This is a genomic window from Phyllobacterium sp. 22229, from assembly GCF_052056495.1.
Taxonomy (GTDB): Bacteria; Pseudomonadota; Alphaproteobacteria; order Rhizobiales; family Rhizobiaceae; genus Phyllobacterium; species Phyllobacterium myrsinacearum.
The window spans coordinates 1-13,130 of sequence record NZ_JBQEPA010000005.1; the positions used below are offsets into that span (position 1 = coordinate 1).

16 protein-coding genes are annotated in these 13,130 nt (G+C 58.4%); 9 read left to right on the plus strand and 7 right to left on the minus strand.

What is annotated here, in order from left to right:
• Positions 1-1,278 (plus strand): dihydrolipoyl dehydrogenase (gene lpdA, locus ACTJJ7_RS07160; RefSeq protein ID WP_440966293.1); only part of this gene is annotated, 1,278 nt, incomplete at its 5' end.
• A 68-nt stretch (positions 1,279-1,346) separates the two neighbouring features.
• On the opposite strand, the gene ACTJJ7_RS07165 is transcribed toward lpdA, so the two are convergent.
• The 3 genes from ACTJJ7_RS07165 to ACTJJ7_RS07175 form a co-directional block, all read right to left on the minus strand.
• Positions 1,347-1,592, minus strand: a complete 246-nt coding sequence (locus ACTJJ7_RS07165; RefSeq protein WP_440966295.1) for a hypothetical protein — start codon at positions 1,590-1,592, stop codon at positions 1,347-1,349.
• A gap of 132 nt (positions 1,593-1,724) precedes the next feature.
• Positions 1,725-2,798 carry a TraB/GumN family protein gene (locus ACTJJ7_RS07170; RefSeq protein WP_440966297.1) on the minus strand — a complete coding sequence of 358 codons (1,074 nt, stop codon included), beginning with the start codon at positions 2,796-2,798 and terminating at the stop codon, positions 1,725-1,727.
• 18 nt (positions 2,799-2,816) lie between these two features.
• Positions 2,817-3,773 (minus strand): tyrosine recombinase XerC, encoded by a 957-nt coding sequence (locus tag ACTJJ7_RS07175; protein WP_440966298.1) that lies wholly within the window; start codon positions 3,771-3,773, stop codon positions 2,817-2,819.
• A 154-nt stretch (positions 3,774-3,927) separates the two neighbouring features.
• Between ACTJJ7_RS07175 and rimM the strand changes: the two genes are divergently transcribed.
• The 6 genes from rimM (at position 3,928) to ACTJJ7_RS07205 (ending at position 8,235) form a co-directional block, all read left to right on the plus strand.
• Positions 3,928-4,506, plus strand: a complete 579-nt coding sequence (gene rimM / locus ACTJJ7_RS07180; RefSeq protein WP_105734211.1) for a ribosome maturation factor RimM — start codon at positions 3,928-3,930, stop codon at positions 4,504-4,506.
• Entirely contained in the window at positions 4,503-5,219 is a 717-nt protein-coding gene (gene trmD / locus ACTJJ7_RS07185) for a tRNA (guanosine(37)-N1)-methyltransferase TrmD (protein ID WP_130271256.1), read from the plus strand. The genes rimM and trmD overlap by 4 nt, the downstream gene beginning before the upstream one ends.
• Before the next feature lie 13 nt (positions 5,220-5,232).
• The gene (locus ACTJJ7_RS07190) at positions 5,233-5,760 is read left to right on the plus strand and encodes a GNAT family N-acetyltransferase (RefSeq protein ID WP_440966301.1); all 528 of its coding nucleotides are present in this window, start codon (positions 5,233-5,235) and stop codon (positions 5,758-5,760) included.
• Between the two features lie 193 nt (positions 5,761-5,953).
• Positions 5,954-6,406: a 50S ribosomal protein L19 gene (gene rplS / locus ACTJJ7_RS07195; RefSeq protein ID WP_105734617.1), complete on the plus strand. Its 453-nt coding sequence runs from the start codon at positions 5,954-5,956 to the stop codon at positions 6,404-6,406.
• A gap of 207 nt (positions 6,407-6,613) precedes the next feature.
• Positions 6,614-7,408 carry a basic amino acid ABC transporter substrate-binding protein gene (locus ACTJJ7_RS07200; RefSeq protein ID WP_440966303.1) on the plus strand — a complete coding sequence of 265 codons (795 nt, stop codon included), beginning with the start codon at positions 6,614-6,616 and terminating at the stop codon, positions 7,406-7,408.
• Positions 7,409-7,416: 8 nt separating this feature from the next.
• Positions 7,417-8,235, plus strand: a complete 819-nt coding sequence (locus ACTJJ7_RS07205; RefSeq protein ID WP_440966305.1) for an amino acid ABC transporter permease — start codon at positions 7,417-7,419, stop codon at positions 8,233-8,235.
• Here the strand turns inward: ACTJJ7_RS07205 and ACTJJ7_RS07210 are convergent.
• Positions 8,232-8,882, minus strand: coding sequence for a DUF1287 domain-containing protein (locus ACTJJ7_RS07210; RefSeq protein WP_440966306.1), 651 nt, complete (start codon positions 8,880-8,882; stop codon positions 8,232-8,234). The genes ACTJJ7_RS07205 and ACTJJ7_RS07210 overlap by 4 nt on opposite strands.
• A gap of 194 nt (positions 8,883-9,076) precedes the next feature.
• On the opposite strand from ACTJJ7_RS07210, the gene leuC reads away from it, so the two are divergent.
• Both leuC and ACTJJ7_RS07220 read left to right on the plus strand, forming a co-directional pair.
• The gene (gene leuC, locus ACTJJ7_RS07215) at positions 9,077-10,486 is read left to right on the plus strand and encodes a 3-isopropylmalate dehydratase large subunit (RefSeq protein WP_105734217.1); all 1,410 of its coding nucleotides are present in this window, start codon (positions 9,077-9,079) and stop codon (positions 10,484-10,486) included.
• 142 nt (positions 10,487-10,628) lie between these two features.
• Entirely contained in the window at positions 10,629-11,831 is a 1,203-nt protein-coding gene (locus ACTJJ7_RS07220) for a diguanylate cyclase domain-containing protein (RefSeq protein WP_440966308.1), read from the plus strand.
• Here the strand turns inward: ACTJJ7_RS07220 and ACTJJ7_RS07225 are convergent.
• From ACTJJ7_RS07225 to ACTJJ7_RS07235, 3 genes are read right to left on the minus strand one after another with little or no spacing between them, the layout of a single operon-like run.
• Positions 11,828-12,256: an OsmC family protein gene (locus tag ACTJJ7_RS07225; protein ID WP_105734219.1), complete on the minus strand. Its 429-nt coding sequence runs from the start codon at positions 12,254-12,256 to the stop codon at positions 11,828-11,830. The two genes, ACTJJ7_RS07220 and ACTJJ7_RS07225, sit on opposite strands and share 4 nt — an antisense overlap.
• Positions 12,257-12,281: 25 nt before the next feature.
• Positions 12,282-12,716, minus strand: a complete 435-nt coding sequence (gene queF, locus ACTJJ7_RS07230; protein ID WP_425350462.1) for a preQ(1) synthase — start codon at positions 12,714-12,716, stop codon at positions 12,282-12,284.
• Positions 12,717-12,739: 23 nt separating this feature from the next.
• Positions 12,740-13,126: a 6-pyruvoyl trahydropterin synthase family protein gene (locus tag ACTJJ7_RS07235; protein ID WP_105734221.1), complete on the minus strand. Its 387-nt coding sequence runs from the start codon at positions 13,124-13,126 to the stop codon at positions 12,740-12,742.
• Between the last annotated feature and the right edge of the window lie 4 nt (positions 13,127-13,130).

Sequence of the window (13,130 nt, forward strand, 5' to 3'; positions counted from 1 at the left end):
ATCGGCTGCATTCCCTCCAAGGCATTGCTGCATGCTTCGGAAGTCTTCCATGAGGCCGGCCACACCCATGCAAAGCTGGGCGTTGAGGTTGGCACGCCAAAGCTCAACCTGAAGGCGATGCTTGCCCATAAGGACGCGACGGTTGAGTCCAATGTCAGTGGTGTGGCCTTCCTGTTCAAGAAGAACAAGATCGATACCTTCAAGGGGACTGGCAAGGTCGTGGCGGCCGGCAAGGTGTCCGTCACTGGCGACGATGGCAAGGTACAGGAAATCGAGACCAAGAACATTGTCATCGCCACCGGTTCTGATGTCGCCGGTATTCCGGGTGTCGACGTCAAGTTCGATGAAAAGGTCATCGTATCTTCGACCGGCGCATTGGATTTCGACAAGGTTCCGGACAATCTCGTTGTCGTTGGCGGCGGCGTCATCGGACTTGAGCTGGGCTCGGTCTGGGCACGCCTCGGCGCCAAGGTTACCGTTGTCGAATATCTCGACAAGATTCTCGGACCGATGGATGGTGAAGTATCGCGCCAGTTCCAGCGGATGCTGGAAAAGCAGGGAATCGCGTTCAAGCTTGGCGCCAAGGTGACGGGCGTTGAAAAGTCCGGCAAGGGAGCCAAGGTGACGTTCGAGCCAGTCAAGGGCGGTGACGCCCAGACTATTGAGGCCGATGCCGTTCTCGTGTCCACGGGCCGCCGTCCCTACACGGATGGTCTCGGGCTCAAGGAAGCCGGCGTTGCCGTCGATGATCGCGGACGGGTGGCGATCAATGACCATTGGCAGACCAACGTTGCGGGCATCTACGCGATCGGCGACGTTGTTCAGGGGCCGATGCTGGCGCATAAGGCCGAAGACGAAGGCATTGCCGTTGCCGAGATTCTGGCCGGACAGGCGGGGCATGTGAATTTCGATGCCATTCCGAGCGTTGTCTACACGCAGCCGGAAGTGGCTTCGGTCGGAAAGACGGAAGAAGAGTTGAAGGCGGCCGGCATCGAATACAAGGCTGGAAAATTTCCGTTCACTGCCAATGGCCGCGCCCGCGCCATGCTTCAGACAGACGGTTTTGTCAAAATCCTCGCGGATAAGGCGAGCGATCGTGTGCTTGGCGTCCACATTGTCGGCTTTGGCGCCGGCGAGATGATCCACGAAGCAACGGTCCTGATGGAATTTGGCGGCTCGTCAGAGGATCTGGCGCGGACAACCCATGCCCATCCGACAATGTCGGAAGCCGTCCGCGAAGCAGCGCTGGCAACCTTCGCCAAGCCGATCCATATGTAATCTCCAAGCATGAAAATGAGAAAAGGCCCGAAATTTCGGGCCTTTTTGGTTTCCAAAGCGCGTTGGAACTAGTTGTTGCTTGGGGCCGAATTGGCGGGAGCTGGCGTTGCCGGTGCAGGCGCCTGCGTTGTTGGTGCTGCCGGTTCCGGGCCATCCATGGTCGAACTGTTGTTCAGATAATAATAGCCGCCGATAATCAACGCTGCGATCAGAATACCAGCAATCAGAAAGCCGCTGCCACCTGATGGAGCCGTCTTGGGCTCGCGATCGGACTGCGTCTCCACCGGACGCTGCAAATTGGGATCATAGGTCATCATGTCCTCCGTCACACTCTTGCATTCAGAATGATAAACGGCTCAGAACAGCCTAGGTTCCGAAATCGCCCATCATCTGGCTGACCAGCCTTATATAAGGGCTTGGAATCACTCTGCCAGATGTGACAAGATTTAAGGTTGTTGCGCCTCGATCGTAAAGCCCTTGCTGCGCAGCAGGGCCACCAGTCCCTTTTCTCCGGGAAGATGCAAGGCTCCCACGGCTATGAAGGCATTGCCCTTGTCGATGATTGGAACGGCATGTTCCGCCATGACGCGGTTGCGCGCATTGATCATCTTTTCCTCGAACGCGGCATAGTTTTCGCCGCTCGCCGTGCCGTCGGGAGAAATAGACCGTATCACCGGGAAAATCATGGCTATGTCGCCGCGCGTGTAAAGCAGGGTCATGGTTTCAAAGATGTCTGGCAGTTTCGGTGCAAGTGTCAGCGTCTCGACAAGTCCTTCGACATGGAATTTCAGCGGCAGGGATGCCATGGCGCTGAGCTGATCCTTGATGGTTTCTAGCCCAGTGACCGTCTTGCCCTGTGCCTTGGCGTCCTGGGCGAGCTTGACGTCGAGGAAGGCTGTGCCGCTTTTGCTGCGCGTCACCTCGCAGGGAGACATGGCCAGCATGCTCGTTACAATCCACGGCTGCATCTTGTTGAGCGCCGCCAATGAAAGGCCGCGTGCGGCGAGGCCCGCTTTCACACCCTCAATCTTGTCAGCCGGAATGAGCTTCTCCAACGTGTTCTCGTCGGTGAACATCATCAATCCCGGATCCTGCGCCATGACTTTCAACGGGGCTTTCGGATCAAGCACCTCGTCGGTTTCAATGACGACCGTTGCCGCCCCCTGATAGGCTGCCTGAGCCGCATCCGAAAGTTTTAGCACGCGTGGGTCCGTCAAATGCATGGTACCAAAGAGCCAGGAAGGCTTGGTTCCCGGCTTTCCGATCTTCCAAAGGATACCTTTGCCGTTCACCGTTGCGGCCGCTTCCTTGCGCAAGGCAGCAAGCTTTGCAGGGTCCGACTTGGCCATTTCAGCCACAAGATCGCGTCCGCCGCAGGAAGCATCCTCGGCGCGGGCGCGGATTGTGCCAAACGCCACGACAAGGAATGAGGCGAGCAGAATCCAGCTCAGGAAAGCCAAAAGCCGCAGTACGCCCTCAGCAATGCGATCAAGAGAAGTGGTGGGGCCGGAGTGGGTCATCATCAATCCATATGGTGTTCAGGCGCGGGGATGTGCCTTGTCGTAGATTTCCATCAGTCTGTCTGTGTCAACGCCGGTATAGACCTGTGTCGTTGACAGGCTGGCATGGCCGAGCAGTTCCTGGATGGTGCGCAAATCGCCGCCGCGCCCGAGCAGATGGGTTGCGAAGGAATGGCGCAGAGCATGCGGCGTCGCGGTCTCCGGCAGGCCGAGTACACCGCGCATTTTCTGCATGTCGCGCTGGATGATGGCCGGATGCAGTTCACCGCCCCGCGCGCCGCGAAACAGCGGTTTCCCCGCATCCAGTTCATAGGGGCAGAGGGTGCGATACTCCTCCACCGCCCGGTGAACAATGGGCAGGAGCGGCACCATGCGTGTCTTGCCGCCCTTGCCGGTGATGGGGATCGAACGCGCCGAAGCGTCACGCAAGGCGGCGCCGTCCAGGTTGAGTGCTTCGGAAATGCGCAGGCCACAACCGTAGAGCAGGGTCAATACCGCCGCATTGCGCGCAGCAATCCAGGGTTCCTCGTTGAGCTGTTCGCCTTTTTCCACCACGCGCCGCGCATCGATGGCCGTCAGCGGCTTTGGCAGGGATTTTGGCTGCTTTGGCGCGCGCATGGCGATGGAGGCTGCTGCATTGGCCATGCCCTGCTTTTCCAGATGACGCAGAAACGAACGAATGCCCGCAAGGCCCCGCCCGAGTGTGCGCGCACCGGCACCGTCATTCCGCCGCCGGGCCAGGTAGGATCGAAGATCGGCAATCCGCAGGGTTGCCACATCCTTCAGGGATGGCGGCTCTGCGAGATGGCCGGTGAGAAACTGAAAGAACTGACGGGTGTCGCGCTCATAGGCCTCCAGCGTGTTGGCCGCCAGACGCCGGGTGTTTTTCAGTGATCTGAGCCATTCTTCCCGCGCTGCGATCAGGTCTGGCCGGGCCGAAACAAGAAACTCGGCATTCTGGGGCTGCGCCGCCATTGCCATACTCCTTACCGTGTATCGGAGCAGACCATGCCACGACAGTCCTTACGGAGTCGTTTCGCTTTCCCTTGAGGGCTGCTCCTTCGCACTTGGCGTTTGGCCAAAGACAGAGTAATTCGTCGGGAAGAGAAGATAGGAATGGAACAGCCCGATGGCAAAATTGAATGATCCAGTGCAACTCGCCGTTATCGGTGCAGCGCACGGAACGCGCGGCGAAGTGCGGGTCAAGACGTTTACCGGTGACCCGTTGGCGCTAGCCGATTATGGCCCGCTTTACGATGTGACCGGCAGAAGCTTCGAGATTCTGGCTATCCGCCCGGCCAATACGGTTGTCGTTGTGCGGTTCCGCGGGGTCAATGACCGCACCATGGCCGAAGCGCTGAATGGCACGACGCTGTTCATTGACCGCTCGCAACTGCCGGAGGAACTCGAAGAGGATGAGTTCTATCATGCTGACCTGATCGGGCTTGATGCCGTCGACGACGCAGGCAATCCCTATGGCAAGGTCTCGGCCATGTTCAATTTCGGCGGCGGTGACCTCATCGAGCTGACGATACCGGGGCGCCGGCCGATGCTGATTCCATTCACCCAGGCCGCCGTGCCGCATATCGACATCAAGGCTGGACAGGTCGTTATCGACCCCGCAGCGGCCGGGCTTATTCCTGACGAGAACGAAGAAGAGGACCGGCGCAGGCAGCTCGGCGGCGATGGCGGGAAAGAGCGGCCATGAGCGGCCAGGCTGCCGGTTTTCGGGCGACAGTGCTGACGCTCTATCCGGAAATGTTCCCGGGGCCGCTCGGCGTCTCGCTTGCCGGAAAGGCATTGGCCGATACGGCATGGTCGCTTGAGACAGTGCAGATTCGCGATTTCGCTTCGGATCGCCACCGCATGGTGGATGACACGCCTGCCGGCGGCGGGGCCGGCATGGTGATGAAAGCAGATGTTCTGGCGCGTGCCGTCGATGCGGTGGCCGATGAGCGGCCGCGGCTCTTCATGAGCCCCCGCGGCAAACCGCTGAGCCAGGAGCGTGTGCGCGAACTAGCTGCGGGTCCCGGCGCTATCATTCTGTGCGGCCGGTTCGAAGGCGTCGATGAACGGTTGATCGAAGCGCGCAGCTTTGAAGAAGTTTCAATCGGCGATTACATCCTTTCCGGCGGCGAGACGGCAGCTATCGTTGTTCTCGACGCGATCGTTCGGCTTTTGCCCGGTGTGATGGGCAATGCCCAGTCGGGTGAAACGGAGAGTTTCGAGACGGGATTGCTGGAGCATCCGCAATACACCAAGCCGCAGGAGTGGGAGGGGCGCCGCATTCCCGACGTCCTTCTCTCCGGAAATCACGGGGCTATTGAGAAATGGCGCAGGGCTGAAGCGGAAAAACTGACGCAGGAACGGCGTCCGGACCTGTGGGATCGTTATCCGCAGGCCAGGAAGCCACGTCAATAACAGGGTCAGGACAATGCAGTTTCGCAGCGGTGATGCGGGAGATGTCCCCGCTGTTCAGGCTATTGAACGGGCCTCGGCCGCACGATTCCATGCCGTTGGCATGGAACAAATCGCCAATGATGATCCCACGCCGGCCTCCCTTCTGCTCGAACGGATAGGTCAGAATCGCCTTCTTGTTGCCGTTGACAAGCGACCGGTCGCCTTCGTGATTTTTGATGTGGTTGATGATCATCTCTATATCGAACAGATCGATGTGGATCCGGCTCACGCCGGCAAACGCATTGGATCGGCACTGATCGGGCTGGTGGAGGATCGTGCCCGCAAAGAGGCCAGGATGGGGCTGCTGTTGTCGACATTCCGGGATGTTCCGTGGAATGCACCCTATTACCGGCGGCTTGGATTCACCGATATTCCCGACGACACTCTCAGTGCTGCGCTGACGCATATCCGCCGGGATCACGTCGAAAGGGGCCTTGACGAAACACGGCGGGTTTTCATGCGCAAACCGCTTCGGCTCGACTCGGGCGGCAATCAGCGCTAAAAAGAATCGCTGCCAGAGGTGACAAACGGACTTTTATGGTGTATCTGGCCGCGAACTCGGGAAAATCCCAAGTCCGATAATCAATGGATGGTGAATTCGCTCCTGCCTCCTCAGAGGCATAGACATGCGGCCAGGATGCTGCATTGCAAGTGTTGAGCGCTCTGGCTGTTTGAAAAAGAAAAGGATGAAGACGATGACCGTCGATATTATTCGTCAGCTCGATCTCGAACAGAGAGCAAAAATAGAAGCCAAGCGCGTGCTTCCAGATTTCAAGCCAGGCGACACAGTCCGCGTTAATGTTCGCGTGACGGAAGGTACACGTACCCGCGTTCAGGCTTATGAAGGCGTCTGCATTGCCCGCAACGGTGCTGGCATCAACGAGAACTTCACAGTTCGCAAGATTTCCTACGGCGAAGGCGTTGAACGCGTATTCCCGATTATTTCCCCGCTGGTTGAAGGCGTAGAGATCGTCCGTCGCGGCAAGGTTCGCCGCGCGAAGCTCTACTACCTGCGCGGCCTGACCGGTAAGGCTGCCCGCATTGTCGAAAAGAAAGACAACCGCAAGGGCAAAGCCGCTGTTCCGGTCACCGGTACAGCCGAAAAGGTAACGGAAGAAACCGTTGCCAAGGCACCCGCTGCTGAATAAGCGCGATTGTTTTGAGTTTGAAAAGGCGGTCTTCGGGCCGCCTTTTTTGTTTCGGGCAAGACCCTTTTCCGTTTCCTTGCCCGGTTGAAAAAATCGTGCTTGCACGATAGCGAATAAAGCAGTTGCATGCCGTTCGGGGATTGACGGGGCCTTCATAAAATGAAATTTGTGCTTCGCTTGATCAAAACGCAATATTAGAGGTCTGACATGAATTTGCGATCCGTTCTGCTGGCGGGGCTTGCACTCGCCATGGTTCCATTTTCCGCGCTGGCGGCTCCCCTTCCCGACCTTGGCGGCAAGAAAGTTGCGGTTGTGACGGAGAATGCCTATCCACCGCTGCAATTCGTCGATCCCAAGACCGGCAAGCCAGTCGGCTGGGAATATGATGCCATGAATGAAATTGCCAAACGGCTGAATTTCAAAGTGGAATATCTGAATACCAGCTGGGACGCGATGATACAGGCCGTGGCCGACAATCAGTACCAGATCGGCATGACCGGCATTACCATCAATGATGAGCGCAAGCAGAAGGTGGATTTTTCCGAACCCTATATGCGTTCAGAGCAATTCATGCTGGTTCGCGCCGATGAAAAGCGCTTTTCTGATGCAAAGAGCTTTGGTGAGATCAAGGACGCTCTTGTCGGCGCCCAGCCGGGTACAACCAATTTCTACGTGGCAGTCTACAATCTGCTCGACGGCAACGAGCAAAATCCGCGCATCAAGCTGTTCGAAACGTTTGGCGCGACAATCCAGGCGCTCAAAACCGGCGATGTTGACGTGGTCTTGACTGACAGCACGGCGGGCAAGGGCTATGTGGATGCATCCGGCGGCGCGCTGAAGCTCGTTGGCGGCCCGCTGGGCGCTGAGGATTTCGGCTTCATCTTCGCCAAGGGTTCGGATCTCGTGGGTCCGGTGAATGCGGCCATTGAAGCCTTGAAGGCCGATGGAACGTTCGACGCCCTCACCAAAAAGTGGTTCCTCGACTACAAGCTTGGCCAGTAGGCCGCCGCTTGTCAGTTCCCTCACAGAACAGAAGTCCTTTCGTCAGGAAGGACTTCCCCTGGTGGCTGGCCGCTGCCGTGGTCATCGCTGTTGCGCTCGGCATAGCCATCCTCGTCAGCGATGTCTACGGGCAGGTGTTTTCCACGGTCTCGCAAGGCATCTGGATCACCGTCTGGGTCTCGCTCTTGGCATTCCTGCTCGCATCGGGCCTCGGCCTTCTGCTTGCGCTGATGAGCCTCTCGGAACATATCGTCCTGCGGCAGACCGCCCGGTTCTATGTCGAAATCGTTCGCGGAATTCCTCTGCTGGTTCTCCTGTTCTACATCGCCTTTGTCGGCGCACCGGCCGTTGTCGCCCTGTGGAATTTCCTCACCCATCCGCTCCAGAGCGCCGGCCTGTTCGAACCCTTGCTGGTGCGGGATTTTTCACTTCTGTGGCGGGCGATCATTGCCCTGACACTTGCCTATGCGGCATTTCTGGCGGAAATCTTTCGCGCCGGTATCCAGGCCGTCGATGCGGGACAGATCGAGGCGGCCAAATCACTCGGGCTGAAACGGTTCCAGCGCTTCCGGCTGATCGTGATGCCGCAGGCTTTGCGCACCATTTTGCCACCCTATGGCAACGACTTCATCTCGATGGTGAAGGATTCGTCACTCGTATCGGTGCTTGGCGTCGTTGACGTGACGCAAATGGGCAAGGTCTACGCCTCGGGCTCGTTTCGCTTTTTCGAAACCTATTCCGTCGTTGCCTATGTCTACCTGATCCTGACGATCAGCCTGTCCCTCAGCCTGCGTTGGCTCGAAGCGCGGCTGAACGACCGCACCTAGGCCAGGCGCGGGGCATAACGGAAGTGCCCGGTAATCCGGAATTCAAACAGACGGTCCTCAAGCTTCGTGCCGGCACCGATATTATGGACCACAAGGGGACGGGTGCCATCGGGACTTGCCCGATGGGTGACGATGCCGATATGGGGGAGGTTGCCTGGCAGCATTTGGGTGATGATGTCGCCGGGCCTGTAGTCCCGCGCGTCTGATGTAACGGGCAAAGCAGCACCCGCGCGCTGAAAAAACATTGCAAGGTTGGGAACACGGCGATGGTCGATGCTGGTGTCGGGCCGTTTGGCTCCCCAGGATTTGGGATAGGCGTCAAAGGCGGCTTTCATATCGCGATGAACCCGTTCCTGGAGATCAATCCCTGCCGCCTGGCGATAGGCGCGGATAATCACGTCGGTACAGACGCCGCGTTCGGGCGGCACATCGCCCATGGGATAGGGTATGCGGGTATAGGCGGGATCGTAGAGCACGGTCTGGCCGATCTGGCTTTCGGCTGCGGCGATCAGTTTGGCTGCCCAGGCATCCGGCTCTGGAAAGGGGCGTGTGTTCCCGGCACGGGCCGTATCCGGCAGGCGGAGCAAACCGGAAACGGAAACGAGGGCAGCAAGACCACCCAATACAACAGTGCGCCGTGAAACCATTTTTGCGTCTCCCATGTGCCGGTCTGTAGCGAAGTACCGGTAGAATCGCGTCAAAATCATGGAGAAGCAGCCACGTGTCGCGGCGCTTTGTCGCCGAAATATTACTTTTGCCGCTTGTTTCTTGACGTAAGTGGACACCGAGTGCATATGTCCACGACATAATCTTACAGCACCTACCATTGCCGAGGATCGCGATGACTGCGCCACGTACACTCTATGACAAGATCTGGGATGATCATCTGGTTGATCAGCAGGCCGATGGCACCTGCCTTATCTATATTGATCGTCACCTTGTGCATGAAGTGACCAGCCCGCAGGCTTTCGAAGGTTTGCGCCTTACCAACCGCAAGGTCCGTCACCCGGAAAAGACGCTGGCTGTCGTCGACCATAATGTGCCGACCTCGCCGGATCGCGTCAACGGCATCAAGAACGAGGAAAGCCGCATTCAGGTTGAAGCATTGGCCAAGAATGCTGCGGATTTCGGCGTCGAATATTATTCCGAGAAGGATATTCGTCAGGGCATCGTCCACATCATCGGACCGGAGCAGGGCTTTACTCTTCCGGGCATGACGATTGTCTGCGGCGACAGCCATACATCGACACACGGTGCCTTCGGCGCGCTGGCGCACGGCATCGGCACGTCGGAAGTCGAGCATGTTCTGGCCACTCAGACGCTCATCCAGTCAAAAGCCAAGAACATGCTGGTGCGTGTTGATGGCGTTCTGCCGGCCGGCGTCACCGCCAAGGACATCATCCTTGCCATCATCGGCGAAATCGGTACCGCTGGCGGCACCGGCTACGTTATCGAATATGCCGGTGAAGCCATTCGTGCGCTGTCGATGGAAGGCCGCATGACGATCTGCAACATGTCGATCGAAGGCGGCGCCCGCGCTGGTCTGATTGCACCCGATGAGACGACCTTTGCCTATGTGAAGGACAAGCCGCGCGCACCAAAGGGCGAAGCATTCGATCAGGCCGTCGAGTATTGGAAGACGCTCAAATCTGACGAGGGTGCGCATTTCGACAAGGTGGTCGTGCTCAATGCCGCCGACCTGCCGCCCATCGTTTCCTGGGGGTCGTCGCCGGAAGACGTGATCTCGATCACCGGTGCCGTGCCCAACCCCGACGAAATCAGCGACGAAAACAAGCGCACATCGAAATGGCGCGCGCTGGACTACATGGGTCTGAAGCCGGGCACGCCGATGACCGAGATCAAGCTGGACCGGGTTTTCATCGGCTCGTGCACCAACGGACGTATTGAGGATTTGCGCGCCGTTGCCAAGGTTGTCGAAGGCCGCAAGGTTGCGGAAACGGTCGATGCGATGATTGTTCCGGGTTCCGGCCTGGTCAAGGAGCAGGCGGAAGCCGAAGGCCTCGACAAGATTTTCAAGGCTGCCGGCTTCGACTGGCGCGAGCCGGGATGCTCCATGTGTCTTGCCATGAACGACGACCGGTTGAAGCCGGGCGAGCGTTGCGCGTCCACCTCGAATCGCAATTTCGAAGGGCGCCAGGGATTCAAGGGCCGTACGCATCTTGTTTCACCCGCCATGGCGGCCGCGGCAGCCATCGCCGGTCATTTCGTCGATATTCGCGAGTGGAAATAGTTTTGTAGAACTCGCCATCGCGCAAACACTGCAAACGGGGCTTAAAGCCCCGTTTTTTATAACCATCTCGCGCTCCTGAACTTTTTACGTGATAATGTCTTGAAAACAGGCTGCCCCGTTCGGCAGATCACAGGATGAAATTATGAGCGGTGCGGGCTTTATTCTCGCAATGAACCTTTTCATGTCGGGCATTTTTGCCGCGGCGTTCTTCATGATCAGTTTTTATGACAAGAACTGCGTTCCGGCGCGTTTCTTCGCCCTTGCCTATGGGCTGGGGATGCTGAACTTTGCCATCGAGTTCCTGATTCCATCCCTGGCTGACGCACGCGGTGCGGTTTTCCTCGCCTTTGCGGTGCTCGTCGTCGCCATGCTGATCTTTGCGGCAGGCGTGGCTCAGCGTTATGCGAAGATCACGCCATGGTGGCTGTTTGCCGTCGTGCTGGTTCTGTCGCTGGTCTCCAATCAGCTGACGGTGGACATGGCCCGGCAATCGATTGTCCGCATGTCGGTCTATCAGGGCCCGTATGCCGTCATTTTTGCCATCTGCGCCTTTCTGGTGGCGCGTTCGGAGCGCCGTTCCGCGTTTGACCGGGTTCTGATGGGTCTATTCGTGCTCAATTCAGCGCATTTCCTGTCAAAGCCGTTCCTTGCCACCGCGCTCGGCGGCATGGGTGACCGGCCGCAAAGCTACATTGCGACGGAATATGCCTTGCTGTCGCAGTCGGCATCGGCGGTCCTGTCCGTTGCAACGGCTATTCTGCTCCTGACGATTCTGACCCGCAATCTGCTTGCCAGTATCGCCACGGATTCGGAAACGGATGTGCTTTCATCGCTGTTCAACCGGCGCGGGTTCGAACGGCGGGTGCGCACGGCCCTGAGCGAGGCCCAGGCCGGCGATATTCCCGTTTGCCTGATCATCTGCGATCTCGATTATTTCAAGCAGATCAACGACACCTATGGACACGCAACCGGCGACAAGGTCATTGCAGGCTTCGCCGCAATTCTCAAATCGGTATCCGATCGCGAGAAGATCGTGGCCCGCATCGGCGGCGAGGAATTTGCCGTCCTGCTTCCGGGGTCCATCAGTCAGACTGCGCGGCATTATGCGGAAGATGTGCGCCTTGCCTTTTCCGGTTTCAAATTGACGGAGCTTGCGGGCAATGACAGTTTCACCGCAAGCTTTGGCATAGCGGAATTCCAGGCAGGCGAGGGCTTCAGCAGCATGATGCGCCGCGCCGATCACGCGCTCTACGAAGCAAAGAAAGCAGGGCGAAATTGCGTGCGCCTCGCGGCCAATGATCTGCCTGACACTGCGATGGACAATGTCCAGCGGCTTGAGCGTTAATCCTGCAGGGTTGTCGTGAACGCAGGGTCGCCGCGTAGCGTATTGCTTACCGTGCAAATCTCGTTCTCGGCCGCCTCGATGATCGCATGCTTTGTCGCGTCATCGATATCGCCGGTGATGGTGAAGGCTATGTGGAAGCGGTCAACGCGCGAAAGACCGTCCTTGGCTTTGTCGCCGGTGACATGCGCCTGAACCGCTTCGAGCTTGTCGGCAACGCCGAGCCGCGACGCTGCCATTTTGGCGCTGAGCACCAGGCAGGCCGAAAGCGATGCATAGAGCAGGTCGAGCGGTGCAAAACCCTGCTCCGAAACCGCATGGGCGACGTTGAGCACGCCGCCCGTATGGGATGTGACAACGGGTTGACCGCCTCGCTCCAGAACCGCCGTCGCGCCGACATCCCGTGTTCTTACCCTGAGTTCAGCCATTTTACCGTCTCCCGTTGTGTTTTGATCAGCCGCGGCCGCGATAGGCGGGAACGCCCTGGTCCGGCAGCCACAGTCCTTCCGGTACCGGGCCGGTCTGCCAGAAGACATCAATGGGGATACCGCCGCGCGGATACCAGTAGCCGCCGATGCGCAGCCACAGCGGCTTAACGGCCTCGACGATGCGTTTGCCGATGTTCACGGTGCAATCCTCGTGAAAGGCGCCGTGATTGCGGAAGCTGGTCAGAAAAAGCTTCAGCGACTTGGATTCGACCAGGGCCTGGTCCGGAGCGTAGTCGATAACCAGATGGCCGAAGTCCGGCTGGCCGGTCACGGGACACAGCGAGGTGAATTCCGGGCAGGTAAAACGCGCCAGAAACAGTGTCCCCGCCTGCGGGTTGGGAACCGCGTCGAGCAAGGCTTCATCGGGATCATGCGGGATGGGAACATCCTTGCCCAGCATCGTTGCCTGTTCTGCGTAATGACTCATGCCGCTTCCTCCAGTGTTTCAAACTCGCCCTGATATTCGCAGCCTTCACCGCAACTGTCGCGGTAAATGCCGATCTCGGCCAGCGCCGGAAGGTCCGGAGCAATACGCCGCCACAGCCATATGGCGATGGTTTCAAGCGTCGGCAACTCCAGCCCCGCAATTTCATTGAGATAGCGATGATCCAATGCGTCTTTTGCGCTGTCGACCGTGGTTTTGACGGCGCCAAGATCGGCGATCAACCCGGTTTTGGGGTCCGGGCGGCCCTGCAGGCTGACGCGGACGCGAAAGCTGTGCCCGTGCAGACGCTGGTTGACATGCCCGTCCGGAAAGGAGTGCGGCAGATGGTGAGCCGCTTCAAAATTGAAGTCGATAAAGATTCTCATGGTT